This window comes from Thalassotalea piscium, assembly GCF_030295935.1.
Classification (GTDB): domain Bacteria; phylum Pseudomonadota; class Gammaproteobacteria; order Enterobacterales; family Alteromonadaceae; genus Thalassotalea_B; species Thalassotalea_B piscium.
In genome coordinates, this window is the sequence record NZ_AP027362.1 from 1,363,595 (window position 1) to 1,389,896 (window position 26,302).

21 protein-coding genes and 1 other RNA gene are annotated in these 26,302 nt (G+C 38.1%); 16 read left to right on the top strand and 6 right to left on the bottom strand.

What is annotated here, in order from left to right; all coding sequences use genetic code 11:
- Nucleotides 1–94 precede the first annotated feature (94 nt).
- Both dnaJ and QUD79_RS05925 read left to right on the top strand, forming a co-directional pair.
- The gene (gene dnaJ / locus QUD79_RS05920; protein WP_184425038.1) at nt 95–1,234 is read left to right on the top strand and encodes a molecular chaperone DnaJ; all 1,140 of its coding nucleotides are present in this window, start codon (nt 95–97) and stop codon (nt 1,232–1,234) included.
- Nucleotides 1,235–1,727: 493 nt separating this feature from the next.
- Nucleotides 1,728–2,387: a hypothetical protein gene (locus tag QUD79_RS05925; RefSeq protein ID WP_184425040.1), complete on the top strand. Its 660-nt coding sequence runs from the start codon at nt 1,728–1,730 to the stop codon at nt 2,385–2,387.
- Nucleotides 2,388–2,412: 25 nt separating this feature from the next.
- Here QUD79_RS05925 and QUD79_RS05930 read toward each other — a convergent pair whose 3' ends face one another.
- Nucleotides 2,413–2,883, bottom strand: coding sequence for an Lrp/AsnC family transcriptional regulator (locus tag QUD79_RS05930; protein WP_184425042.1), 471 nt, complete (start codon nt 2,881–2,883; stop codon nt 2,413–2,415).
- 235 nt (nt 2,884–3,118) lie between these two features.
- Here QUD79_RS05930 and nhaA point away from each other — a divergent pair, with 235 nt between their 5' ends.
- The 4 genes from nhaA to QUD79_RS05950 all read left to right on the top strand — a co-directional run bounded on the left by nhaA (nt 3,119) and on the right by QUD79_RS05950 (nt 6,365).
- Nucleotides 3,119–4,312 (top strand): Na+/H+ antiporter NhaA, encoded by a 1,194-nt coding sequence (gene nhaA, locus QUD79_RS05935; protein ID WP_343043973.1) that lies wholly within the window; start codon nt 3,119–3,121, stop codon nt 4,310–4,312.
- A 93-nt stretch (nt 4,313–4,405) separates the two neighbouring features.
- Nucleotides 4,406–4,957 carry an elongation factor P hydroxylase gene (locus tag QUD79_RS05940; RefSeq protein ID WP_184425044.1) on the top strand — a complete coding sequence of 184 codons (552 nt, stop codon included), beginning with the start codon at nt 4,406–4,408 and terminating at the stop codon, nt 4,955–4,957.
- The gene (locus QUD79_RS05945) at nt 4,950–6,074 is read left to right on the top strand and encodes an ATP-NAD kinase family protein (protein ID WP_184425046.1); all 1,125 of its coding nucleotides are present in this window, start codon (nt 4,950–4,952) and stop codon (nt 6,072–6,074) included. Before QUD79_RS05940 ends, QUD79_RS05945 begins: the two co-directional genes overlap by 8 nt.
- A gap of 18 nt (nt 6,075–6,092) precedes the next feature.
- Entirely contained in the window at nt 6,093–6,365 is a 273-nt protein-coding gene (locus QUD79_RS05950) for a YfcL family protein (RefSeq protein WP_184425048.1), read from the top strand.
- A gap of 31 nt (nt 6,366–6,396) precedes the next feature.
- On the opposite strand, the gene mnmC is transcribed toward QUD79_RS05950, so the two are convergent.
- Complete coding sequence (gene mnmC / locus QUD79_RS05955) at nt 6,397–8,385, bottom strand: bifunctional tRNA (5-methylaminomethyl-2-thiouridine)(34)-methyltransferase MnmC2/FAD-dependent 5-carboxymethylaminomethyl-2-thiouridine(34) oxidoreductase MnmC1 (RefSeq protein ID WP_286290259.1); 1,989 nt, start codon at nt 8,383–8,385, stop codon at nt 6,397–6,399.
- A 170-nt stretch (nt 8,386–8,555) separates the two neighbouring features.
- Between mnmC and fabB the strand changes: the two genes are divergently transcribed.
- From fabB to QUD79_RS05975, 4 genes are all read left to right on the top strand, one after another.
- Complete coding sequence (gene fabB, locus QUD79_RS05960) at nt 8,556–9,767, top strand: beta-ketoacyl-ACP synthase I (protein WP_184425050.1); 1,212 nt, start codon at nt 8,556–8,558, stop codon at nt 9,765–9,767.
- 116 nt (nt 9,768–9,883) lie between these two features.
- Nucleotides 9,884–10,999, top strand: coding sequence for a 4-phosphoerythronate dehydrogenase (locus QUD79_RS05965; RefSeq protein ID WP_184425052.1), 1,116 nt, complete (start codon nt 9,884–9,886; stop codon nt 10,997–10,999).
- Nucleotides 11,000–11,031: 32 nt separating this feature from the next.
- Nucleotides 11,032–12,051, top strand: coding sequence for an aspartate-semialdehyde dehydrogenase (locus QUD79_RS05970; protein ID WP_184425054.1), 1,020 nt, complete (start codon nt 11,032–11,034; stop codon nt 12,049–12,051).
- A gap of 224 nt (nt 12,052–12,275) precedes the next feature.
- Entirely contained in the window at nt 12,276–15,803 is a 3,528-nt protein-coding gene (locus QUD79_RS05975) for a FimV/HubP family polar landmark protein (RefSeq protein ID WP_184425056.1), read from the top strand.
- 84 nt (nt 15,804–15,887) lie between these two features.
- Here QUD79_RS05975 and metK read toward each other — a convergent pair whose 3' ends face one another.
- From metK to QUD79_RS05995, 4 genes are all read right to left on the bottom strand, one after another.
- A complete protein-coding gene (metK, locus tag QUD79_RS05980) occupies nt 15,888–17,075 on the bottom strand; it encodes a methionine adenosyltransferase (protein WP_184425058.1) in 1,188 nt (395 codons plus the stop codon).
- Between the two features lie 243 nt (nt 17,076–17,318).
- Nucleotides 17,319–18,122 (bottom strand): glutamate racemase, encoded by an 804-nt coding sequence (gene murI, locus QUD79_RS05985; RefSeq protein ID WP_221435224.1) that lies wholly within the window; start codon nt 18,120–18,122, stop codon nt 17,319–17,321.
- Nucleotides 18,123–18,214: 92 nt separating this feature from the next.
- A non-coding RNA gene (gene ssrS, locus QUD79_RS05990) (6S RNA) lies at nt 18,215–18,395 on the bottom strand.
- Between the two features lie 211 nt (nt 18,396–18,606).
- Nucleotides 18,607–18,915, bottom strand: a complete 309-nt coding sequence (locus QUD79_RS05995; RefSeq protein ID WP_184425060.1) for a cell division protein ZapA — start codon at nt 18,913–18,915, stop codon at nt 18,607–18,609.
- A 228-nt stretch (nt 18,916–19,143) separates the two neighbouring features.
- On the opposite strand from QUD79_RS05995, the gene QUD79_RS06000 reads away from it, so the two are divergent.
- The 6 genes from QUD79_RS06000 to gcvH all read left to right on the top strand — a co-directional run bounded on the left by QUD79_RS06000 (nt 19,144) and on the right by gcvH (nt 26,287).
- Nucleotides 19,144–19,713, top strand: a complete 570-nt coding sequence (locus tag QUD79_RS06000) for a UPF0149 family protein (protein ID WP_184425062.1) — start codon at nt 19,144–19,146, stop codon at nt 19,711–19,713.
- Between the two features lie 25 nt (nt 19,714–19,738).
- On the top strand, nt 19,739–21,070 hold the full coding sequence (gene pepP / locus QUD79_RS06005) for a Xaa-Pro aminopeptidase (RefSeq protein ID WP_184425064.1): 1,332 nt from the start codon (nt 19,739–19,741) through the stop codon (nt 21,068–21,070).
- 11 nt (nt 21,071–21,081) lie between these two features.
- Nucleotides 21,082–22,302: a 2-octaprenyl-6-methoxyphenyl hydroxylase gene (gene ubiH / locus QUD79_RS06010; RefSeq protein WP_184425066.1), complete on the top strand. Its 1,221-nt coding sequence runs from the start codon at nt 21,082–21,084 to the stop codon at nt 22,300–22,302.
- A gap of 65 nt (nt 22,303–22,367) precedes the next feature.
- Nucleotides 22,368–23,576 (top strand): FAD-dependent monooxygenase, encoded by a 1,209-nt coding sequence (locus QUD79_RS06015; RefSeq protein ID WP_184425068.1) that lies wholly within the window; start codon nt 22,368–22,370, stop codon nt 23,574–23,576.
- A gap of 1,136 nt (nt 23,577–24,712) precedes the next feature.
- A complete protein-coding gene (gene gcvT, locus QUD79_RS06020; RefSeq protein WP_184425070.1) occupies nt 24,713–25,801 on the top strand; it encodes a glycine cleavage system aminomethyltransferase GcvT in 1,089 nt (362 codons plus the stop codon).
- 96 nt (nt 25,802–25,897) lie between these two features.
- Nucleotides 25,898–26,287: a glycine cleavage system protein GcvH gene (gcvH, locus tag QUD79_RS06025; RefSeq protein ID WP_184425072.1), complete on the top strand. Its 390-nt coding sequence runs from the start codon at nt 25,898–25,900 to the stop codon at nt 26,285–26,287.
- The last annotated feature ends 15 nt before the right edge of the window (nt 26,288–26,302 follow it).

Consider the following 26,302-nt stretch of genomic DNA (forward strand, 5'->3'; position numbering starts at 1 on the left):
TTTTTGTTATAAATTTTAATGTGGTATTTATTTGCTTGGCTGCTTGTAAAGCGAGTAAGCAAATCGATATCATTTGATGTGAAGTAAAGAAACTATGTCCAAACGTGATTATTACGAAGTGCTTGAGTTATCGAAAGATGCTAGCGAGCGCGATATTAAAAAAGCTTATAAACGCTTAGCAATGAAATATCACCCTGATCGTACCAAAGGTGATAAGGGTAAAGAAGAAAGCTTTAAAGAAATTAAAGCGGCCTACGAAGTCTTAAGTGACGATCAAAAGCGTGCTGCTTATGATCAATACGGCCATGCTGCTTTTGAACAAGGTGGAATGGGCGGCGGTGGCTACGGTGGTGGTGGCCAAGATTTTGGTGATATATTTGGGGATGTATTTGGTGATATCTTCGGTGGCGGTCGTCGTGGAGGTGGACAATCTCGCGCTCGTCGTGGATCAGATTTACGCTACAACTTAGACCTTACACTTGAAGAAGCCGTCAAAGGTAAAACCTTAGAAATAAAAGTACCAACCTATGTTAGCTGCGACCCATGTAATGGTAGCGGTGCTAAAAAAGGCACTAGTGCTAAAACATGTACTACTTGTCATGGGCATGGTCAAGTTCAGATGCGTCAGGGACTATTTGCTGTTCAGCAAACATGTCCAACCTGTTCTGGTAATGGTAAGGTGATTGCTGATCCTTGTACTTCTTGTCATGGTCAAGGCCGTGTTGAGAAAACCAAAACCTTGTCCGTTAAAATTCCACCAGGTGTTGATACCGGTGACAGAATTAGGTTGTCAGGCGAAGGTGAAGCCGGAGAGCATGGCGCACCTGCTGGTGACTTATATGTTCAAGCAAACGTTAGAGAGCATAAGATATTTGTACGAGACGAAAACAGTCTATACTGTGAAGTGCCAATTGGATTTACAACGGCCGCATTAGGTGGAGAAATAGAAGTACCTACGCTAGAAGGTAAAGTTAAGCTTAAAATACCAAAAGAAACACAAACAGGTAAAATGTTTCGCTTACGTGGTAAAGGAGTTAAATCTGTTCGAAGTGCAACTGTTGGCGACTTAATGTGTAAAGTTGTAATTGAAACGCCTGTTAACTTATCAGGTGATCAAGCTGATTTACTACGTCAACTTGATGAAAAAATGGGTAAAAGTTCAAAAAAACATAGCCCAAAAGAAACCGGCTTCTTTGACGGCGTAAAGAAATTTTTTGATGATTTAAAGTCTTAAGTTTATTTTTGCGTAAATTAAGAAAATATAAGCCTTGCGATAGCAGGGCTTTTTTTATTATTTTTTAAACATAATACCAGCTTCATTAATTAAGTGATCTATTTTATACGCAGTGAAAACAGTCAAATACAAGGCATTGATTTTCATAACTAGTTATTCTAGTTATAAAATAAATAACGCAGTAGTTGATTGTTTTAACCAGTAGAAATGATCACATAGTTAGTGAGATTGGTATAATTAACCTGAGTTCGGATAAGCTAAGTACACCAAAGCTAAGATTTTCGCATGTATCTGCGTATAATTTGCTACTAATAGCCAGCTATTAGGTACACAAATCAGCCTTGATTCACACAAAACTTTTAGCATTGGTTGAGTTACAATGCACCTAGTACTTATAAAAAGTCACCTAAAGCACTGTAAACTATTATTTTAAGTGTTTTTATGCACATCCATTATCCCGAACTCAGGTTAATTACTACGGTGGAAGATTTTAATGTTTAGAGTTTGTATTGTTTTATTATTTAGCTTACTAAGTGTATTAGTGGCAGCTCAAGAACAAGCGTTACCTCCCTTAGAATCTAAATATGAGGCTAGCCATGCCATGGTGTTGTTTACCCACAATTCAATCGTTTATGCTTATAATTTGCCACAATATAATTTGCCAAGTAATGTTCAAGTTTTATACAAACTTGAGGTAAAAGATGTCGCTTTACTACAATTGGTTAGAGATGCCCAAATAGTTACCATTAAACCTGAAGTCTTTAATATTCAGCGGTTAATGCAAGGTGAAGAACTTACAATAAACGCAGATATTTACATGGGGCACTTTGAACGAGACGGCATGCTAGTTCATGAAAAAAGACCGTTAACTTTTGCTAAAAAGCTTTATGCGCGTTATATGGCAGATTTACAAGCATCGAGTAAAAAGCAAATTTATGATGTAGTACCGTTGAATAAAAATAACAAAATATATATCCATCAAATTCAGCAACCACCTAGCTATGATCACGTTATTCATATCGATATTGAAGCCAGTTGTTTGTCTACGTTTAATACGAGTTCGCCAGTGCCAAAACGTAGCGAATTACAATATAAGTTTATTAATTGCGGGACAATGAAACCGTTATACTACGAAACTAAAGACTTTCAGTAGTACTTCGCTAAGTTGTTCGTTGATATTAATCATCTTCAAAGCTAGGCAAAACACCGCTTCGGCTATATTCAAATATTAATGAGGTTTCAACCGTTTGCACTTCATCGCGAGAGGTTACTGCGTTGAAAACAAATTGGCGAAGATGCTCGCTGTCTTTAACTGACATATGAATAAAGTAGTCATAATTACCACCCATATGATAAAGGCTAACTATTTCGGGTAATTTTAATAAGTCATCGCGTAATTGGTTTACAATTTCCTCGGAGTAGGGCTGTAATCTAACCGCTGCAATGGCTTCAATATTACCACCAATGCATTTAAAGTTAATTGAGATGTGAGAACCTTTGATTATGCCTTTAGCTTTCATGCGCTTAACCCGCTCTAAGCAAGTTGATGGAGCAATACCTATTTGAGCGGCTAATTCTTTATTCGTTATATCAGCATCCTTAAATAAAATTGTTAATATACGTAAATCAATATCGTCTAATTTTTTCATTTCGGTTCCTAATAATGTATGTCTTTTAGCGAGTTAGCAAATACTACTATACTTATTTATGAGCTTTTAACTAGTAATAAATGGTGCAAATTAAAATAATTGTCGATTTTTTGTGCTTTTATCGAATTTACCTCAATTAAGCTGACATATTTATCAAATACTGTGGTAAATCTAGTGAATTTGACATATTATGTCTTTCGGTTGATTTTCAGTAGGAGAGATAAGTATTAAAGCGATTCAAGATTTTTTAAGATTAGAGGCCGCAAGTGGCATTATTTTAATGTTTGCTGCCATAGCTGCAATGATTGTAGCAAATTCCCCTCTTACACATTTTTACGATATGTTTTTAAGTATCCCCGTACAAGTTTCTGCGGGTAGCTTTATTATCGCTAAACCTTTACTGCTGTGGATTAACGATGGTTTAATGGCATTATTCTTCTTCTTAGTTGGTTTGGAGTTAAAAAGAGAGTTTATTGAAGGTGACTTATCTAAACCTGGCCAGATCACTTTACCCGCAATAGGTGCTGTTGGTGGTATGGTAATTCCTGCACTTTGTTATGCTGCATTCAACTACGAAGACGGCAGTGCCCTTGATGGTTGGGCAATTCCTATGGCTACAGATATCGCATTTGCGTTAGGTATTTTAGCGTTAATCGGTTCAAAAGTACCTCTGCAAGTTAAAGTGTTTTTAACTTCCCTCGCTATTTTTGATGATTTAGGTGCCATTATTATTATTGCCTTATTTTATACAGAGCAGCTTTCTATTACCTCACTTACTGTTTCTACAGTTGTGATTGTTTCTTTATTCATACTTAATCGTAAAGGCGTTAAAGATACTGCCCCGTATATATTTTTAGGTATTGTACTTTGGGTTGCTGTGTTAAAGTCAGGTGTGCATGCAACACTTGCCGGTGTAGTACTTGCATTATTTATTCCCATAAAAGGGCGAGAAGGTGAACCTTCGCCATTAAAACTCTTAGAAAACAACTTACATTCGCTTGTAGCTTTTATCATTCTTCCTGTTTTTGCTTTTGCAAATGCAGGTATAAACTTGTCTGGTGTAGGTTTGAATGAAGTAATGGCACCCGTTCCGTTAGGTATTATTGTAGGCTTATTTGTTGGTAAACAAATTGGTGTTTTTGGTTTTTGTTTTGTTGCCATTAAGCTTGGACTCGCTAAACTTCCTGACAATATGAATTTATCGCTTTTATACGGAATAGCCTTACTTTGTGGAGTTGGTTTTACAATGAGTTTATTTATCGGCTCACTTGCTTTTGAAGAAGGTGGTGAAAGCTTAATGTATCAAGATCGTTTAGGCATTATTGTTGGTTCCTTAATATCAGGGATATTGGGTTATTTAGTGATAAAGTTTCAGGTGAAAAAACGCTTTGGTACTGATAAACCCTTAACCGTAAGCCAAAACCAGTAACTGCGCATATAAATGAATAAAATGGCGATGTAATCATCGCCATTTTTAGTTAGAATACAGACAAATTTTTACATACGCTCTATTGCCGCTTTAATGCAACATCAGTATCAAACCTTAATAATGCTTTTTAAGCAGACTTTCTTTAGCCAATATAATACGCGATTGGTGAAAGGTGCAAAAGAGCCTGTTTATCTACCCGCAAATAATCAATGCAATTACCATCAAATTATTTTTGCTCATGGCTATTTTGCCAGTGCATTACATGAAATTGCGCATTGGTGCATAGCAGGAGAATCGCGTCGCTTATTAGAAGATTATGGTTATTGGTATGTGCCTGACGGTCGTGATCAACAACAGCAGAATCAATTTGAACACGTTGAAGTAAAACCACAGGCGCTTGAGTGGGCATTTTGTGTGGCTGCAAATAAGCCCTTTAATGTATCAGCAGATAACTTAAATGGTTGCGAGGCTGATACAACAGGGTTTAGGCTGAATGTTTATCAACAAGTACAATGCTACTTAAAAAATGGCTTTCCTGAAAGAGCGAATAAATTTATTCATGCGTTAGCACAATATTATCAAGTGAGTATCCCGTTAACGTTGTCACAATTTGAATTAGATCACGAGTTATATCAACATGTTTAAATTAGGCTTAATTATTAATCCCATTGCTGGTATTGGTGGTAGTGTAGCGCTAAAAGGAAGTGATGGAGAAGGTATTGCCGAGCAAGCATTAGCGCTTGGTGCTACAGCAAAGTCAAATGAAAGAGCACAGTATGCGCTTGAAATTTTAGCCCCTTACTCTGATCAAATTAAAATATTTACGGCAAGTGGTTTAATGGGGGAAGATACGGCTAAGGCTTTAGGTTTTGATGTTACAGTTGTTCATCAAACCCCTTCAGATAAAACATCAGCAACAGACACCGAAACTACGGTTAACGCATTATTTGCGCAAAATATAGATTTACTATTGTTTGCAGGTGGAGATGGCACTGCGCGTAATATCTGTAATATGGTGGGTGATCACTTTCCGGTACTGGGAGTTCCTGCTGGTTGTAAAATTCATTCAGGTGTTTACGCCGTTACGCCAAAAGCAGCAGGAAGAGTAGTGGAACTAATGGTGACCAACCAATTAGTAACATTAACTGATGCTGATGTAATGGACATTGATGAATCACTGTTTCGTGAAGGTGTGGTTAAAGCAAAACGCTATGGCGAAATGCAAGTACCCTGCGAGTTGCGCTATGTGCAGGCGGTAAAGTCGGGTGGCAAAGAATCTGACGAACTAGTGCTACAAGATATTGCAGCAGATGTGATTAATCAGATGGACGAACAGTTATTTATTATTGGCTCTGGCTCTACCACTGCATTTTTAATGGAAGAGCTAGGGATAAATAATACTTTGCTAGGTGTTGACGTTATTCAAGAGCAAACCTTAATTAAAAACGACGTAACAGAGCCTGAACTATGGGCGTTAATTGAGTCAAGCGAGCAAGAAATAAAATTAGTTATCACTTTAATAGGTGGCCAAGGCCATATTTTTGGACGAGGTAATCAACAACTAAGCCCACGTATTATTAAGAGGGTCGGAAAAAGTAATATTATTATCATTGCAACTAAAGCAAAATTAATGGCGTTAAATTCAAGACCATTAATTGTTGATACCGGCAGTAATGAAGTCGACCAATTATTATCAGGATTTATGCCAGTAACCACAGGTTATAATGACCAAGTACTTTATCCTGTGGCGAGTCCGCAATAGTATATTATGGAGAACAATGTGAAATTTGAAAACTTAACTCAGTTGTATCAACACTTAGATGATTTAGTCGCTAATGAAGCGAGTGATGATGAGTTATTTGCAAGCAGTTATTTACGAGGATTTATTAGTTTAGCTGCTAGCCAGTATGGTGATGAATCACAAGTGCTATCACAGGAATTAGCTATTGATATTTCTGAAAAATTACAATCAGCACGAACTGAACTGTCGCCAGATGATAGAGCAATTGTGAAGCAATATTGGGCAGAATTAAGCCAAGCCTTCACTGCTTAAGTTAAGACTTAAGTTTATGCTTACGCTTAAATTAATTATCTACACTCACCTGACGTTTTATTATGTCACGAATAATAAAGCGATTTGGCGCAAGGTTAAATAGCATTTGTGTATCTACAGGGTAAGGGTAACCACACAGATCTGCAGTTAAAATTTCCGCGAGCAACGGGGCAGTGCACAATCCACGAGCCCCTAAACCTGTCAGCGTATATAAATTATCTATGCTAGGTGCGGGCGTATTAAAACGCCAATTTTTATCTTTTGCCAAATGTGCGTAGCTAACTTTGTGCGCGCTAATATCAGGCATTGCGCCAACAACAGGGATATGATCAGGTGTCATACACCTTAATCGTGCTTTACTTGATGCCACATCTGATAATTGCCAGTTAACAAGGTCAGGTAAACATTTATTGAGCATATTAAGATTATATTCATCATCTGCTATCACAGCTTCTGTGCTAAAAGTGTCTTTATCAAATGTAGCACCAATACAGTGCACACCTTTATTTTTTGGTGTTAAATATCCTTTATGACAGATAACTGTTGATAATTTGCTGGTATGCTCATTAGCATGCATTGCACTTATTTGTCCCCTCACTGAAGTTAACGGTAGTGTGCTGTTAACATTTAGTGGTATTGCTTCGGCGCCGCCTGTAAGTACAACAATACGAGCAGATATAGCTCCTTGATTAGTGTTAATTTGCCACTTTTTATTTTCAAGTTGCGTTAACGAAGTTACCTCAATATTATTTTTAATTCTTAAGTTATTAGTACTCGATGCTGCTTTAAAAATTTGTTGCACAAGCTCTGCTGGGGCGATCCAGCCTGCACGAGGCATAAATAAACCACCGTAGGCTAAAGGTAAATTGGCAATGCTACTTGCTTTGTCTTGGTCAACACTGTGAATTAACGATGTTGGCCATGCTTTATGTTGGCTAAATTGTTGCTGCCTTTTAACTAAGGATTCTTTATACGAAACTTCTAATAAGCCACACCAGTCATGGCTAAAGTGATAACCTTGATCAATAAGTTGTTGGTAAAAGATCACGGCATATTCAAAAGCCGATTGGTAAAAAAGACTAATATCATCTTTTTGTTGGTGCAATAACGGAAATAAAGCGCCAATTTTATTACTTGACGCACCCTGAGCGATCGTATCGTCTTTACAGAGCAAGGTAACTTTTACGCCTTGCTGAGCAAGCATATATGCAGCACAAGCAGAGGCAATACCACCACCAATAATGGTAACAAACTCAGGTTTGCTTATTTTTGGACGAATTTGGTAGCTTTTGCCTAAATTATTACCTTGTTGGTATACTCCTGTTAATACTTCTTTTTTTTGCCCAAGGTAGGTTTTTTTAAGCAATCTAAAACCAACATCTATCAGTTTTCTTCTTACATGACCTGCAACGGTAAAAGTGCTTATACTTGCCTGAGGCTTTGATAATCGAGCAATTTGTTCGAAAAGTGGAGCTTGCCACATATCGGGGTTTCTTGCCGGTGAAAAACCATCAAGAAACCAAGCATCTACATAGCCCTGTTTGCCGGTTTTAAGGCGTTTAAGTGCTTCTGTTGTATCTTTAAATATAAGGGTTAAGGTTATACGTCCATCAAGTAATTCTACTTGGTGATTTTGTGAAAAACTCTGCGGGTACTGTTCAATTAATAAATCTACTTTATCTGACAAGCTCGGAAAGATAGCTAAGGATTGTTTAATTTGTTCGCCAGTTAACGGAAATTTTTCAGTACTTATATAATGTAATTTAGCTTCTGAAAGCAGGTCTAACATAGAAAGATAAAGCTTTAAGGTTAAAATAAAGTTTAACCCAGTACCAAAGCCTGTTTCACCAATAGTTAACGTACCTTTGGTGTTTAGCAGCTTTTCTTTAATGTTATTGCCTTTAATAAAGACCTGCTCACTTTGCAGGTAACCAGATTCAGTATCAAAGTAGATATCGTCAAAGTTGTCTGAATAAACAGAGCCGTTAGCGTTAAAACTAATGTTGGGGTTATTGTTCACAATTTACTGCAAATATTACTATATCACTGAGTGTATTTTACCTATAATTCAGTGTCTTTGTCATGGTTTGTAAATAATCAGTGTACAAGTGTACGCTGGACAGACCAGTTTGATGGGTAAATATCTGTATGATACGCCCGTATTTTTAAAATTATTAGATGGTAAATTGAATGAAACGTGTCGTAATCACCGGTTTAGGTATTGTCTCTAGTATTGGCAACAACGCCGCAGAAGTATTAGCCTCATTAAAAGCAGGGCGTTCAGGTATCACAAAAGCAGAAAGCTTTGAAGAAAAAGGTCTCCGTAGTCAAGTGTGGGGTAATCCTACACTTGACACTAAAGAGCATATCGATCGTAAAGCGCTTCGCTTTATGGGCGATGCAGCAGGTTATGCCTACGTAGCTATGCAAGAAGCTATTAATGATGCCAAATTAACAGATGAACAAGTATCTAACTTTAGAACGGGTATTGTAGCTGGTTCTGGCGGTGCGTCTTCAGATAACGTTGTCAAGGCGGCAGATACCTTACGTGAAAAAGGCGTAAAGCGTGTAGGCCCTTATGCTGTGCCAAAAACAATGTCGAGTACATGTTCAGCATGTTTAGCGACACCTTTTAAAATTAAAGGCGTAAATTATTCAATTAGCTCTGCGTGTGCAACAAGTGCACATTGTATTGGTCATGCAGCAGAATTAATACAACTAGGCAAACAAGATATTGTTTTTGCTGGTGGTGGTGAAGAACTTGATTGGTCTTTAGCTATGATGTTTGATGCAATGGGGGCATTATCGTCTAAATATAACGATACGCCAGAAAAAGCTTCTCGCACTTACGATGCTAACCGTGACGGTTTTGTTATTTCTGGCGGCGGCGGCATGGTTGTTGTTGAAGAGTTAGAGCATGCACTAGCCCGTGGCGCACATATCTATGCTGAAATTGTTGGCTATGGTGCAACTTCAGATGGCTTTGATATGGTAGCACCAAGTGGTGAAGGTGCTGTTCGTTGTATGCAACAAGCAATGCATGGAGTAGAAGGTAAAGTTGATTACCTTAATACGCATGGTACATCAACGCCGGTTGGTGATGTAAAAGAATTAGGCGCAATTCAAGAGGTTTTCGGTAAAGATTCACCTGCAATCAGTGCAACTAAAGCTATGACTGGTCATGCGTTAGGTGCTGCAGGCGTTCATGAAGCGATCTACTCATTATTAATGATGGAGCATAGTTTTGTAGCCCCATCAATTAATATTGAAACACTTGACGAGCAAGCCCAAGGCTTGGATATTGTAACTGAAATGCGTGAAACTGAAATAAACATGGCTATGTCTAACAGCTTTGGTTTTGGTGGAACAAACGCAACGTTATTGATGAAAAAGTACAAATAAACCAATTACGGTTTATTTTACCAGTTAGGTATCAAAGCCGTTAACGAGAGTTAGCGGCTTTTTCTTTTATAAAAATAGTTAGTGGGTCAATGAATGCTAAAGCGATTAGTAAGAATATGAATATTTATTACGATGAAAATATGCCGTATGCTGTCGACTTTTTTAAAGATTTAGGTACTTTACATCCGTTTGCGGGCCGTTCATTAACCGCTGATGATATTAAAGACGCAGACGTTTTATTAGTTCGTTCTATCACACAAGTAAATCAGGCATTATTAGCTAAAAACACTTGTTTAAAGTTTGTTGGAACGGCAACTATTGGAGTTGATCATATTGATCAACCTTATTTAGCTTCACGCAATATTGCTTTTACATCGTCACCTGGCTGTAATGCAATTTCTGTCGCTGAGTATGTGATAAGTTGTTTAGTGGTTTTAGCTGAACGATATTGTTTAACTCTGTCAAATTTAACTGTGGGTATTGTAGGTGCAGGTAACACCGGCTCTAGGCTAAGTGAAAAGTTAACCGCCTTGGGTATTAAGCATCTGTTATGTGATCCTTTGCTAGCAGAGCAAACGCAAGATAATCGTAAATTTTATTCTTTAGATGAAGTGCTTAAATGCGATGTTATTTCATTGCATGTGCCAAAAACGATGACAGGCCCACACGCAACTTATCATTTACTGAATCAGTTAAAATTAAGTCAATTAACCGACCAACAAATACTAATTAACGCATGTCGCGGAGAGGTTATCGATAATCAGGCATTGCTAGCGTTAAAACAGGCAGGAATGCAGACAAAATTAGTGCTTGATGTCTGGGAAAACGAGCCTAATATTCTATGTGAACTTATTCCTTATTGTGAAATAGCCACAGCGCATATTGCTGGTTATAGCTTAGAAGGAAAAGCTCGTGGTACTGAAATGCTCTATCAGGCATTATGTAAACAGTTAGGGGTATTCGCTGAAAAACAGCTTAAAAATTTTATTGAAGAAGCAAATATTTCACAATTAACAATTAATCAGCCATTTAGTGAAGTTTTACTAAACCAAATGGTGAAATTGGTTTACGATGTGCGCCGTGATGATGGTATATTCCGTCAACAAATTTCTAGTTATGGTTTTGACCACATTCGGAAAACATATCCGGCTCGCAGAGAGTTTTCCGCAGTAAACATTAATATAACTAAACAAGCACAAGGTGATGTCTGGCATCACCTTGGATTTAATTAACAGTAATATAGAGATAAAAAAGAGAGAGGGGCATGGCACAAAAATTTGACGTTTGCGTATTAGGAGCAACAGGACTAGTTGGTAAAACTATTATTGAAATTCTTGAGCAAAGAGATTTCCCAATAAATAAACTATACCCGTTAGCAAGTTCCCGAAGTGCAGGTGAAATTATTGAATTTAATGGTGAAAGTATTGAAGTAATTGATGCCGATACCTTTGATTTTAGTTTAGCTCAAATAGGTTTTTTCTCTGCTGGTGGTAATATTTCTGCTAAATTCGCGCCTCTTGCAGCCGATGCTGGTTGCATAGTTATTGATAATACTTCTGAATTTCGCTACGACGACGATATTCCATTAGTTATCCCTGAAGTTAATCCTCATGCATTAGCCGAATATCGAAATCGTAATATTATTGCTAACCCTAACTGTTCAACAATCCAAATGCTTGTGGCGTTAAAGCCAATTCATGAAGCGGTAGGTATAGAGCGTATTAATGTGTGTACATACCAATCAGTATCAGGCGCAGGCAAAGAAGCTATGGATGAGTTAGCCAAGCAATGTGCGAATTTATTAAGCGGTAAACCAGTTGATCCTAAAGTGTTTTCTCGTCAAATTGCGTTTAATGTTATACCTCAAATTGATGCGTTTCAAGACAATGGTTACACCAAAGAAGAAATGAAAATGGTATGGGAAACCAATAAAATTTTGGGTGATAATACCATTCGTGTTAACCCTACAGCGGTACGTGTTCCGGTATTTTTTGGTCACGGAGAGGCTGTTCACATTGAAACCCGCTCTCCTATTTCAGCTGAAGAAGTTAAAGCGTTACTTCGAGAAGCACCTGGCGTTGAAGTATGTGAGAAAGATGAAGACTTCCCAACACAAATTGGAGAAGCAAGCGGTGTAGATGCTACCTTTGTGGGGCGTATTCGAGAAGATATTAGCCATAACAATGGTATAAACATGTGGATAGTGGCAGATAACGTGCGCAAGGGTGCAGCAACTAATAGCATTCAAATTGCCGAATTACTTATTAAAGAGCATTTATCTTAAGCTGATAAGCTAAATGTCAGATATATTAAAGAAAAAGTTAAGCCCGTCGTTAAAGTAATGATGGGCTTTTTTGTTTAATAGCCAGTATATTCTTTGTTTTTTTAAAAGACATTCAGCGTGAAATTGTTATTATAGTGATAGTTGGAATAAACTTTGCTTTAAAATTATTAGATCACCTATTGCCAAATTATTGGCAATAGCTTATGAATAGCTAGGAAAACTTAATGCAGCGACTGTTATGCTTGCGTATTTGGCAGGTTTTATTTATCAGTATTAGCGTCTTTAGCGCAACACTACTTGCGTATGAAGAAACAGGTGTACGTATTCGCGGTGCGAAAGCGACTGATGCATATGCGTTTAGTCAATATGGTCCTATTACTTCACAAGACACCTTGTGGAATATTGCTATTAAAAGCCGTCCTGATCCTAAATTCACCGTATATCAAATGATGCAGGCAATTTTTATTAAAAACCCGCATGCCTTTAATGATAATAATATTAATCATATGATTGACGGAGAAGTCTTATTATTGCCTTCAATTATTGAGATCGGCAGAATTGATCCGCTTACGGCAAAACAAAGGTCGGAGCAAGACGATGCCAATTGGAGTGCTGGAAGTAGCAACACTACAACTAAAAATACAGTAAACAAGCAACAGTCAATTCAAAAGAAAGACCTCGACGACGCTAAAACTGAAATCAATGAGAAATTGAAAACCTTTGGTAATGATCAAACAAAACAGTTAGAAACAATTCAGAGGGATGTTCTCGATTCAATCGATGGCTTACAAGCTATTTTAAGAGAAAATGAAAACTTAAGAAATAAACTCAATAGCTTTGATAATCAACTTAATACCATGCAGGAAGAAGTTGCGAAAGGTAAAGAGGTAGAATTACAAATGAACAGTGCTAATGCTATGTTGCAGGCGCTGTTAGAAAAAGCTGAAGCGCGCGAACAAGAGTTATTATTAGCGAAACAAAAAGCAGAGTTAGAAGGGGAAAGCTTTTTATCAAGCCCAGCCTTTTTAATCATGAGCATTTTGCTTCCTGTGAGCTTACTGTTAGGTGGAGCATTTTGGTTCTTTAACCGAAAAAAATCAGAAAAATCTACGAATGAACAAGAGTCAAGCATCACAGATACCCTAAATGAAGAAGGTGATGTTAGTGTTAAGGTCCCTGAGAATGAGTCATTATCTTTAGACGATGAGCTGTCATTAGACGATGAGCTATCGCTTGATGATGAATTATCGCTTGATGACGAACTGTCACTTGATGATGAACTGTCTATCGACCTTTCTGAGAATGCTGATGGTGATGACAGTGATCTATTTGCAGATGATTTAGACACGCTTAGCGAAGAGTTATTAGATGATGATGTAATTCATTTAGATGACGATATTGGTGATCTTGATGATTTAGACGACCTAGAAGAAATCTCTTTGGGCGACGATGGTGAAGCGTTAGAAGGTGGCGAGCTGGATCAAAGTGATTTAGACTCATTACTCTCAGGTTTAGATGAAGAATCTAGCAACGAAAAAAAAACCACTGAGGAAGAGCCCCTTGAAGGTGGAACACTAGATCAGAGTGATTTAGATGATTTATTAGTAGATACATCGGATATAGATGAAAGCCTTGAAGATATTCAAGAAGAAAAGTCAGAGCTGACTGACCCTGATGACATTGATGCTTTAATGGATTCAATGGCAAGTGTACCTAAAGACGAGAATGAAGACGATTCAATTGTTGATGTTGCGGAAGATGATAGTAACGCAGAATTAACCGATCCCGATGATATTGACGCGCTAATGGACTCAATGGCAGCTGATTCAAAAGCTGCTGAAGACAATGAACCTGTAGAGCCAGCAGCGGTTGATGATAACGCAGAATTAACCGATCCCGATGATATTGACGCGCTAATGGACTCAATGGCAGCTGATTCAAAAGCTGCTGAAGACAATAAGCCTGTAGAGCCAGAAGCAGTTGATGATAACGCAGAATTAACCGATCCCGATGATATTGACGCGCTAATGGACTCAATGGCAGCTGATTCCGAAGCTGCTGAAGATAATGAACCTTTAGAGCCAGCAGCAGTTGATGATAACGCAGAATTAACAGATCCCGATGATATTGACGCGCTAATGGACTCAATGGCAGCTGATTCAAAAGCTGCTGAAGATAATACACCTGCAGAGCCAGAAGCAGTTGATGATAACGTAGAATTAACCGATCCCGATGATATTGACGCGCTAATGGACTCAATGGCAGCTGATTCCAAAGCTGCTGAATACAATAAGCCTGTAGAGCCAGAAGCGGTTGATGATAACGCAGAATTAACCGATCCTGATGATATTGACGCGCTAATGGACTCGATGGCAGCTGATTCAAAAGCTGCTGAAGATAATAAAGCTGCAGAGCCAGAAGCGGTTGATGATAATGCAGAATTAACCGATCCCGATGATATTGACGCGCTAATGGACTCGATGTTGCCTGACTCAACACCTAATGAGCCTAAATCATCAGAACAAGCAAGCGAAGAGTCAAATTTAGACGAAAATCAAGCAAGCGAAGAAAGTGATCATAAAGCGTTAATTGATAACTTTAGTGAAGATTACGTAGCACCATTTCTATCAGCAGATTTCAGCGATATTCTATCAAGTAATGAACAGGATGAGACTACATTAGCTCAAGAAATTGATGACGAAATTACTCAGGCTATTGATGACGATTCAGATATAGATATTGATGCACTTTTAGCCGAGAATTCAACTGAGAATCCAGTTGAAGATGAACAAACTGATACTGTAGCAGACGACTTATCAGAAACCGATAATAACTTAGCTATCGAAGATGTATTAGCTGAAGTTGATAATGCTTTGCTAGATCCATCAACAGAAAAAAAAGAAACACCTGCTGAGGCTGACGGACCAGATTCAAAGCTTCCAGAAGTCAACTTAGACGATGTTTTCAATTTAGTAGAAAGTGATGCTGCTGATAGTGTTATTGACCTGTCAAGTGAGGGTATATTTGGTGACAGCCAAGATGCAGACAATACTGATAAAGTTGATGATGATATCTTAAAAAGTATTTCAGATGATTTTGATGAATCAACATTATCTGACTTATTAAACGATGATTTATCACCAGACGCTCAGGAATCAGAAGAACCGATTGAGCTGGCCCCTGACTTTACGGATAGCAACGTATTAGCTGATTTACTTTCAGACTCTACAGATGAAGCAGCAAGCGATACTGGTTCAGATACTAAAGAGTTAGACGATATTCAAGACTTAGATAATTTAGACTTTGATGAGTTACTTGCCAATATTGAAGAAGAAACGTCAAACGTTTCGGATGATGGCTTTGATTTAGACGATGAGCTAGATATTGGTGATGATCTTACAACCGAAGCATCTGGCGAAGAAACACAAGAAGAAAACGATAATGTCGATGATTTTATCTCAGTTGACTCCTTGTTATCTGACAGCTTAGATGCAGATGGAATTGAACCATACGAGCGCACTAATATTGATGTTGGCCTGAATGAATTCCCTGAATTCTCTATGGGCACAAATGAATTAGATGTTGATGATGAAGACGATAATGGTGCTGCCGCTAAATTAGACTTAGCCAAAGTTTATATAGAAATTGGCGATATTGAAAACGCTGAAGTTATTTTGATGGATGTGGTTAGCATCGGTGATGCACAACAACAGTTTGAAGCTCAGCAATTATTAGACAATATTAAGAGCTAAGAATTTATAAACAAAAAAAACCTCAAGATTGAGGTTTTTTTGTTGAAGTTGAACTTATTTATTCGATTGTTATTTGTTCGATTATTATAAGCCAGCAGCAGTTCTTAAAGCGTTAGCTTTATCTGTTTTTTCCCAAGAAAAGGCAGTGAAAGTGTCTTCACCAACGGTCATTTCGTATGGTTCACGCCCAAAGTGACCGTATGCGGCAGTTTGACGATACATAGGGTGAAGCAAGTCTAACATCTTAGTAATACCGTAAGGGCGCAAATCAAAGTGTTCACGCACTATTTCTACAAGCTTCTCTTCAGATATTTTACCGGTACCAAAAGTATCAATAGAAATAGAAGTAGGCTCAGCGACACCAATAGCATAAGATATTTGAATTTCACACCGGTCAGCAAGCCCCGCTGCAACAATGTTTTTAGCTACGTAACGACCAGCATAGGCAGCACTTCGGTCAACCTTTGAAGGATCTTTACCTGAAAATGCTCCTCCGCCATGTCGAGCCATGCCACCATAAGTATCTACAATGATTTTACGACCTGTTAAACCGCAATCACCTACCGGACCACCAATTACAAAACTCCCTGTTGGGTTAATAAAGTATTTCGTGTCTTTTGTAAGAAACTCAGCTGGTAACGTATGTTTAATAATGCTTTCCATTACCGCAGTGTGTAAATCTTCCTGCTTAATATCAGGGTTATGCTGAGTTGAAAGTACAACAGTATCAATAGCAACCGGCTTGCCATTTTCATAGACAAAGGTTACCTGACTTTTTGCATCAGGGCGCAACCAAGGTAAGATCCCCGACTTTCTTGCTTCTGCTTGGCGTTCAACTAAACGGTGAGAATAGTAGATTGGCGCAGGCATTAATGTTTCTGTTTCATTAGTTGCATAACCAAACATGAGCCCTTGATCGCCAGCACCTTGTTCTTCGGGTTCAGTGCGGTCAACACCTTGGGCAATTTCTTGTGACTGCTGTCCAATTAAGTTCATGATCCCACAAGTTTCACCATCAAAACCGACATCTGATGAGGTATAGCCAATATCACAAATAACTTTACGGGTTATATCTTCTAAATCAACCCATGCTGATGTAGAAATTTCACCAGATATAATGGCAACGCCCGTTTTCACCATTGTTTCACATGCTACACGAGCATTTTTGTCTTTGGCGATAATAGCGTCTAAAACAGCGTCAGAAATTTGGTCAGCAATTTTATCTGGATGGCCTTCAGATACCGACTCAGAAGTAAAATAATACCTAGACATAGAACCTCAATATTTATAAAAATAAATGTAAATGGATAAGCAATTTATCTGACACAATTGCAATGGCAACTGAACAAGCTAACTGCGTATTAAATGAGTTAAATATTATTCATTTAATATTAATATGATAATTCTAACGGGATTTTCGAAGATTGCTAGTTTTTTTACGCCTAGACGTCTAAATGGCTTAAGTTAAAAGTGTGTAAAACTAAGAGTTATTTGACTTTTTAGTATATTTATCAACTAGATGGCTAGTTTTTTAAGTGTTATCTTTTTTTCCCATAATTGTGAGAAAATTATTTCTTGTTGTTCACTGATTTTCGTTGAATAGAATAATAATTGCGCTACATTATCTGGATGAGCACTTAACTGGTACATAGCTAACTGCCTTTGTAATTGCTTAGCAACAGGCGTGGCTGTTTCTACTAAAGTTACGGTATCTCCGATTACACATTGTATTTGATCACTTAAAAAAGGGTAATGGGTGCAGCCAAGCACTAGCGTATCAATATTAGCATTTACTAAAGGGGTTAAGTACAGTTTAAGTAGGTTGGTGCAGTGTTCACTATCTATATTATCAGACTCTACTACTTCAACTAGCCCAGGACAGGCTTGAATAATAACGTCAGTATTTTGTTTATGGCTATTAACTAAATTTATAAAGCGTTCATTTGTTGCAGTAGCTTGGGTGACCATAATGGCAATTTTATGTGTAGCGCTTTTTTCAACTGCAGGTTTTATACCTGGTTCAACACCAATAATAGGTATGTTAACCAGAGTGCGAAGTTGATCAATAGCATTAACCGTTGCAGTATTACAGGCAATAACAATTGCCTTTGCATTTTGTTTGATAAACCATTGCGCTATTTTGTTTACACGTTCTTTAATTTGCTGTGAAGTTAAATTACCGTATGGCGCATTTAGCGAATCTGCGAGATAAATAAAAGACTCGTTAGGTACAAGTGCTGAAATAGACTTAGCAATAGATAAGCCACCAACGCCAGAGTCAAATATACCGATAGGGTGGTTATTATAAATTGCAGACAAAGAAGTATCTCAGACTTAGTGTAATTAATAGCATAATAACAAAGTATAAAGATCAATAAAATTAATAATATGAGAGAAAGTAAGAGAAAGGTAAGCCTTCCAGAATGCCGTAGTCAACATTAGTCCTGAACACCGTGTGTTCAGGGCGGAAACTGCACATTTGCCGTAGGCTTCCCAGTACGAGCTGGGCTTGCACAATAGCGAATGATAAGTTTCCTAAGGTAAAACTTATCGGCTCAGGGACATAGCTAACAACGAACATCCCAGAAGACTTAAGCTCAGTATAGCTAATATTGGGAAGAAACTTAAGGTTTATTGTTGAAAGTAAGCTTGAATGACTACTATCTAGGCATAGTGGATAAAAACTGACTTAATGTTTTTATGAAATATATAAACAGTAATAAGGCTTAACTATTTTTTTGTATTGACTGTTTATATATTCAACTATTCCTTTATGCCTTTAATGAATTATGATTTCACTGAACTAGGCTTTTTTCTTGGAGTTTCCAACGGCTTGTTTAATTGTTGATTGCAATAAATCTATTTGGTTTTGCATTGCTAGTTTTTCTTGATCGTGTTGATGTTGGTTTTTTAACAAGTCGTTTGCCAAATTTAACGCTGTCATCAACAAATTTTGTTCAGGTGTTTTTGTTGTCCCTGCATTTTGCTTAACAAGTGATAAACGATCATTTACCTCTTGGGCCGCTTGCAACAGTGCAGATTCTTGTCCTTGCGGGCAAGCAATCTTAATTCTGCGATCAGCAATTTCAATGGTCACACTGTGTTGACTCATACAACAAAATACTCTTTATGATGGTAAATGACGATAATGCCCACTATCTTATTATAATCATTAATAAAAAACATTAATTTAATTAAAAATAACGCAATGATCGAAACTATAACGAGTGCGATCTTTAGATGCAAGTATAACGAAGGAATTTATTTGCTCGTATATTATTGTCGCTTACCCAGTGCAATGGTAGGATACGGCAATTATCTTAACGGACAGAAAACTTAGATGGCTGACGAATCTTCTTTAGATTTTGCTTCTGTGCAAGCAATTATTACCACTGAAAATGTTAAAGCACACGCAGCTGAAGTTCACGGTGTTTTAACTGGGCTTGTATGCGCGGGCTACTCCTTTGAAAGTAACGACTACATTAACTTAATTAATGACATGCTTAATAATGGCGAAGGCTTACCAAACAATCTAAAAGACACAATAAAAATATTGTTTAGTGAAGTGTGGCAAACTATTTTAGACGACTCTTACGGCTTTAAGTTATTACTGCCAGATGATGATGATTCAATAGAAGAACGAGGTCATGCATTAGGTATTTGGGTTCAAGGTTTTAATTTAGGCTTTGGTTTACAGCAAAAAAATCAAAAGATTTTGTCTGACGATGTAAAAGAAATTTTGACCGACTTTGGTGAAATTGCCAACTTGTCTGATGAATTTGAAGATGATGAAGCAACTGAGCAGGCTTATTACGAAATTTCTGAATATGTACGTATGTCTGCTTTAGTCTGCTTTACCGAGCTAGGCTCACCACCAGTAGCTAATGACAAGCCAGAAGTATTACATTAATTAATAAGGTTAAAGTACATTACTGATGAAAACTCTTGAGTTACCAATAAGCGAATTTGTTATCCGCAGACAACAGTTTTGTGATCAAATGCCAGACAACTCAGTGGCTGTTTTTTTTGCTGGCAAAGAAGTAACACGCAGCAATGATACCGAGTACCTTTTTTGCCAAAATAAACACTTTCTTTATTTAACTGGTTTTCATGAACCAGACGCAATTTTGGTGATGGTAAAAAACTCAACACACCAAAGTGTGCTTTTTTGTCGTGAAAAAGACCCATTGAAAGAAGTGTGGCATGGGAAAAGAGTGGGTGCTATAAAAGCCAAATCTAGCTATCAGTTTGATCAAGCATTTAACTTAGACGATTTCGAATTAACATTTGCAGACTTGCTTAGTGATAAAAGCCAATTATGGTTTTGTCAGGGAACGGACAGCGCGAACGAAGCAAGGCTAATGGCGTTATTGTCTACTGTTAAAGGGAAGTCTCGCCAAGGAATTGTTGCGCCAACCACATTGTTTGATTGCCAAGAGATCATAAATGAAATGCGCTTAATTAAAAGTGCTGCTGAAATCGACATAATGAAGCAGGTAAACATTATAAGTGGTGGAGCGCATACTCGAGCAATGGAAAAATGCCGAGCAGGCCTTTACGAATATCATATAGAAGCTGAACTATTACATGAGTTTGCACGAAATGGCGCAAGACACGCAGCATACAATAGTATTGTGGCGAGTGGTGATAACGCTAATATATTGCATTACAACGAAAATGATCAACAATTGGTTGCGGGTGAACTACTTTTAATTGATGCCGGTGCTGAATTACATGGTTATGCTGCCGATATTACCCGTACTTTTCCAATAAATGGCACTTTTACAGAACCACAAAAACACTTATATCAAGTGGTATTATCTGCCCAAAATAAAGCGATTGCTGCCATTAAACCTGAGGTAACTCTTGCTCATTTAAACGACATTGCCTGTGAAGTATTAACCCAAGGCTTACTCGACTTAGGGATTTTATCCGGTGATTATCAACAGTTACTGGCTGATAAAGCGTGCAAAAAATATTTTATTCATGGGTTAGGGCACTGGCTAGGGCTAGATGTACATGATGTTGGTAATTACCAAGTAAAAGACAAACGCCAGCTACGACCTTTTAAGCCGGGTATGGTGTTAACCATTGAACCTGGTCTTTATATTCCTGCCGATGATACAGAAGTTGAAGCGAAATGGCGTGGTATTGGTATTAGAATTGAAGACAACATCCTAGTTACTGATCTAGGTCATGAAAATCTAACAGTAAATGCGCCAAAATCTATTGAAGACATAGAATCCCTAATGGCTAAGCATCGATAAAAACTAAACTTATGACAGCAACAAAGCAAGAGTTCGACATAGTAATCGCAGGCGGTGGTTTATCCGGCGCATTAGCCGCAATTGCTTTGTCTGCTATTACAGCGAAAAAGGGTAAAACACTTTCTATTGCTGTTATCGAAAAAAGTCCGTTGCTCAGTGAACCAAAACAAAGCTTCGACGACCGTGTATTGGCTTTGTCGCACGGAAGTGCCAGCTATCTTAAGAAATTAGGAGTGTGGCAACACTTAACCCATGTGAGCCAGGGCATTTCTGATATCCATATTTCAGATAGAAGTTATTACGGCAAAGCTCGTATTAGTGCTACTGAACATCAAGTAGAAGCGCTAGGTTATGTGCTTGAAATGTCGAAAATTGGCAAAGCAATGTATCAGCAATTACAAAATAGTAAGCAAGTTACTTGGTTTTGTCCTGATACTATTAATGAAATTTCATGGCAAAAAGAATCTGTAAACATTGAACTGGAATCAGGCAGTAAGTTAACCGCTCGATTACTATTAGGGTGCGACGGCGCACAATCTCAATGTCGAAAAGCGGCGAATATTGCGATTACGTCTAAACCTTATCAACAGTGTGCATTAATTACCAACGTTACTATGGCTAAACCTCATAAAGGTGTAGCTTTTGAGCGTTTTACCGAGTTTGGTCCTATTGCTATGTTACCGCTAAGTTCAGCGCATAGTAACAAAGAAAGCCACCGGTGCTCTTTAGTTTGGACTTTACCACCAGAGCAAGCACAGCAGAGTCAGTCGCTTAATGAAAACGACTTTAAACTTACCTTAGAAAAAGCCTTTGGTAGTTGGCTTGGTGGTGTAAACAAGGTGGGCTTACGCCATGTATACCCGCTGAGTTTAGTACAAGCTCAAGAGCAGGTGTATCATCGTATGGTGCTTATTGGTAATGCCTCTCATACTATTCACCCAATAGCAGGACAGGGTTTTAACCTAGGGTTAAGAGATGTGCAACAGTTAGCACAGCACATTGAAACTGCGCTTGAGCAAGGAACTGACTTTGCCTTGTTCTCAGCACTTTCAGTTTATGCAAATAAAAGGCAGGAAGATCACCAAACAATTATAAACTTAACAGATTCGCTAGTAACACTATTCTCAAATAAGTTGCCACCACTGGTTTGTGGACGCAATGTTGGCTTAAAAGTATTAAATTATTTCACTCCGCTTAAAAATACTTTTGTGAATAAAACAATGGGTTATTAGGCTGTGTTAACACAAAAAAAGAATAACTGGCCCTAACGCTTATATAAAGGTTAAACGTAACTTTAATGCAAAAATTTGATATTTTAATAGTTGGTGGTGGAATTGTTGGTTTAACTACAGCGTTGGCCATTCGTAAACTAACAACATTAACCGTAGCGATTGTAGATACCGCTGAATTAACGCCACTTTCACTAGTGCCAGAAACCCGCGTAAGCGCAATTAATATTGCCAGTCAGCAATTATTTGAAAACTTAGGCGTTTGGCAAAAAATTATTGAACTGCGACTGCAACCATACCAACATATGCATGTATGGGACAAAGCTGGAAGTGGCCATATTGATTTTAGTAGCACACAGCTGTCACTATCTCCTTCGCTTGATCAATTAGGTTGGATAATTGAAAACAAAGTAACGCGACAAGCGTTATGGCAACAAGCCGAGCTTGATGAGGGAATTCACTTCTTTACTCAAGAAAAATTAACCAATTTATCTATTGGCGAAAGCGAAGTGTTTGCTAGCTTTACTAGCCAGGCGCCTATTATCGCTAAATTAGTGATTGGTGCAGACGGCGCTCAATCATGGGTGCGAAAACAAATGCAAGTGAGCTTAACTTTTAGTGATTACGACCATCATGCGATTGTTGCAACAGTGAAATGTAGCCAAGAACATAATAACACCGCTTGGCAAGTATTTTTGCCGACAGGGCCTTTAGCCTTGTTGCCTTTATATCAACATAATATGTGTTCAATTGTTTGGTCAACATCGCCACAAGAAGCACAACGTTTAATGGCATTACCAGCTGAAGAGTTTGCTAAGGAACTGACAGCACAAAGTGATGCAAAACTTGGCAATATAACATTGCAAAGTGAACGTTTTACCTTTCCGCTAACCATGCGTTTTGCCCAAGACTTCGTTCAAGATAAAGTTATTTTAGTAGGTGATGCTGCTCATACTATTCACCCCTTAGCAGGACAAGGGGTAAATTTAGGTTTATTAGATGCGGCGGCACTAGCACAAACCTTAGCTGAAAATAATCAGAGTGTTAATGCTAAATCATTAGCGAGCTTTCAACGTTGGCGAAAGGCCGAAGCTAGCGACATGATCGCTGCAATGGCATTACTTAAAAAAGCATTTGAACCGCATCACCCTGTTATAAATGCAATTAGAGGCCTAGGCTTAAGCGCGCTAAATAAATTAACGCCGCTAAAAAGTGTGTTAATTAAACAGGCATTAGGCTTTAAAACACACCAGCCTGAATTAACTAAGAAACAATAAAAGCTAAACACGCCACTCTATTTTTACATTGCTTTTGGTAGGCTCGGCTTCCACTTAGCACAATTGTAGATTGGGCTTGTGCCCATCAAATATGGTTTGTATCTGAGCTGAACAACAGAAATTAATTCTGACGGTATAAATACCGACCTACAAGTGAGCACAAGACTAAAATAGTGAATAGTTTTGTAGATTGGGCTTTGCCACCACGGATGGCGGTAGTAGGGTAATGCAGGAGCTATTACCGATAAGCCATTATTTACTTAATTCAATTGTAGGTTGGGCTTCAGCCCATCAAATATGGTTTGTATCTGAGCTGATCAACAAAAACTAATGTGACGGTATAAATACCGACCTACAAGTGAGCACAAGACTAAAATAGTGAATAGTTTTGTAGATTGGGCTTTGCCACCACGGATGGCGGTAGTAGGGTAATGCAGGAGCTATTACCGATAAGCCATTATTTACTTAATTCAATTGTAGGTTGGGCTTCAGCCCATCAAATATGATTTATACTTGAGCTGAACAACAAAAACTAATGTGACGGTATAAATACCGACCTACAAGTGAGCACAAGACTAAAATAGTGAATAGTTTTGTAGGTTGGGCTTGTGCCCATCAAATATGGTTTGTATCTGAGCTGAACAACAGAAATTAATTCTGACGGTATAAATACCGACCTACAAGTGAGCACAAGACTAAAATAGTGAATAGTTTTGTAGGTTGGGCTTGTGCCCATCAAATATGGTTTGTATCTGAGCAGATCAACAAAAATTAATTCTGACGGTATAAATACCGACCTACAAGTATGTTCCTCATTATAATGGCTGTATAAATGCCTACCTTCTTCACCTCTCATTATTTAATTTACATCATCTGCTGAATTTTCTTTGTTGGAATATGTAAATTACTTGTTTTTATCAGAATAACATTGTTTTTGTGATGTAAAATAAAATTATGTTCGGAATAATTCTTTTTTATGGTTTTATATTTCAATTTAGCAATTTTACTTGTTGTATCAACATAAGGTCGGGGGTATAATCTGGCTCAATTTTCAACAGGTCGTGTGTCTACTCTTTGCTATTTACTAGGTTTAAGTACCGCAAGAGTAATCTCACCAGATAAATGAGTACACTATTATGATTAATAAAACCGTATTACATGCAAAGCACCTTGAGTCAGGCGCTAAAATGGTAGATTTCCATGGTTGGGAAATGCCTATTAATTACGGCTCTCAAATTGAAGAGCATCACGCGGTTCGTCAAAGTGCCGGTATGTTTGACGTATCACACATGACTATTGTTGACATAAACGGAAGCGATGCAAAAGCCTTTTTGCGCCGTTTAGTAACAAATGATGTAGCAAAGTTAACTGTTCCAGGCAAAGCGCTTTATACCGGAATGTGTAATGAAGCTGGTGGTGTAATTGACGATTTAATTATTTATTACTTCACAGAAACTGATTATCGCTTAGTAGTAAACTCTGCAACTCGTGAAAAAGATTTAGCTTGGATAGGTAAACAAGCGCAAGGGTTTGATGTAACTGTAACTGAACGCCCAGAGTTCGGTATGATCGCAGTGCAAGGCCCAAAAGCGAAAGGCATTGTCGCCACTTTGTTAAATGAAGAACAAATAAAAGCCGTTGAAGGTATGAAGCCGTTTTTTGGTGTTCAAGCAGGAGATTTTTTCATAGCAACTACAGGTTATACCGGTGAAGACGGCTATGAAATAGTTGTACCAGAAGCCCAAACAGCTGACTTATGGCAAAAATTACTAGATGCAGGTGTAAAACCTTGTGGTCTAGGTTCACGCGATACTTTACGATTAGAAGCTGGTATGAACTTATACGGTTTAGATATGGATGAAAGCGTTTCGCCATTAGCCGCTAACATGGCATGGACCATTAGTTGGGAACCGGAAGACCGCAACTTTATTGGCCGCGAAGTATTAGCTGCTCAGCGTGAAGCTGGCGACCAACTTAAACAAGTAGGTTTAGTGTTAACTGAAAAAGGCGTGTTACGTGCAGGCGTAAAGGTTATTAGTGAAGCGGGAGAGGGTGTTATTACTTCTGGCACCTTCTCACCTACGTTAGGCCATTCAATTGCTATTGCACGCGTACCACGTAGTGTTAAAATTGGTGACACCGTAGAAGTTGAAATGCGCAAAAAATTAGTTAAGGTTAGTGTAGTAAAACCTGGTTTTGTTCGTAACGGTCAAAGCCTTTTATAATACCCATTGTAATAACTTGAATTGATGTTCTATAGTAAGTAATTCAATAGCGCATCAACCGATTTAAAAATTAATAAAATATTAGGAAATATAAAAATGAGCAACATTCCTTCAGAATTAAAATATGCTACAACTCACGAATGGGTTCGCAATGAGGGTGACGGTACCGTTACTGTTGGTATTACAGACCATGCACAAGGCCTTTTAGGAGATATGGTATTTGTTGAGTTACCTGAAGTTGGTGACACGGTAAGCACTGGCGACGACATTGTTGTAGCTGAATCAGTAAAAGCGGCATCAGACATTTATGCACCTGTTACTGGCGAAATTGTTGCCGTAAATGAAGAATTAGAAGATTCACCAGAGTTAGTAAACTCAGACCCATTTGGCGATGGTTGGATGTTTAAAATTAAATTCGACGATGCAAGCGAGATAGAAAGCCTTCTCGATGCTGAAGGTTATGAAAACTCAATCGACGAAGACTAACTATTGCTAACAATT

Bases quoted from the DNA above. Each gene is read 5' to 3' on its own strand.
- dnaJ (WP_184425038.1), top strand. From the start codon at position 95: ATGTCCAAACGTGATTATTACGAAGTGCTTGAGTTATCGAAAGATGCT.
- QUD79_RS05925 (WP_184425040.1), top strand. From the start codon at position 1,728: ATGTTTAGAGTTTGTATTGTTTTATTATTTAGCTTACTAAGTGTATTA.
- QUD79_RS05930 (WP_184425042.1), bottom strand. From the start codon at position 2,883: ATGAAAAAATTAGACGATATTGATTTACGTATATTAACAATTTTATTT.
- QUD79_RS05940 (WP_184425044.1), top strand. From the start codon at position 4,406: ATGCAACATCAGTATCAAACCTTAATAATGCTTTTTAAGCAGACTTTC.
- QUD79_RS05945 (WP_184425046.1), top strand. From the start codon at position 4,950: ATGTTTAAATTAGGCTTAATTATTAATCCCATTGCTGGTATTGGTGGT.
- fabB (WP_184425050.1), top strand. From the start codon at position 8,556: ATGAAACGTGTCGTAATCACCGGTTTAGGTATTGTCTCTAGTATTGGC.
- QUD79_RS05965 (WP_184425052.1), top strand. From the start codon at position 9,884: ATGAATATTTATTACGATGAAAATATGCCGTATGCTGTCGACTTTTTT.
- QUD79_RS05970 (WP_184425054.1), top strand. From the start codon at position 11,032: ATGGCACAAAAATTTGACGTTTGCGTATTAGGAGCAACAGGACTAGTT.
- QUD79_RS05975 (WP_184425056.1), top strand. From the start codon at position 12,276: ATGCAGCGACTGTTATGCTTGCGTATTTGGCAGGTTTTATTTATCAGT.
- metK (WP_184425058.1), bottom strand. From the start codon at position 17,075: ATGTCTAGGTATTATTTTACTTCTGAGTCGGTATCTGAAGGCCATCCA.
- QUD79_RS05995 (WP_184425060.1), bottom strand. From the start codon at position 18,915: ATGAGTCAACACAGTGTGACCATTGAAATTGCTGATCGCAGAATTAAG.
- QUD79_RS06000 (WP_184425062.1), top strand. From the start codon at position 19,144: ATGGCTGACGAATCTTCTTTAGATTTTGCTTCTGTGCAAGCAATTATT.
- pepP (WP_184425064.1), top strand. From the start codon at position 19,739: ATGAAAACTCTTGAGTTACCAATAAGCGAATTTGTTATCCGCAGACAA.
- ubiH (WP_184425066.1), top strand. From the start codon at position 21,082: ATGACAGCAACAAAGCAAGAGTTCGACATAGTAATCGCAGGCGGTGGT.
- QUD79_RS06015 (WP_184425068.1), top strand. From the start codon at position 22,368: ATGCAAAAATTTGATATTTTAATAGTTGGTGGTGGAATTGTTGGTTTA.
- gcvT (WP_184425070.1), top strand. From the start codon at position 24,713: ATGATTAATAAAACCGTATTACATGCAAAGCACCTTGAGTCAGGCGCT.
- gcvH (WP_184425072.1), top strand. From the start codon at position 25,898: ATGAGCAACATTCCTTCAGAATTAAAATATGCTACAACTCACGAATGG.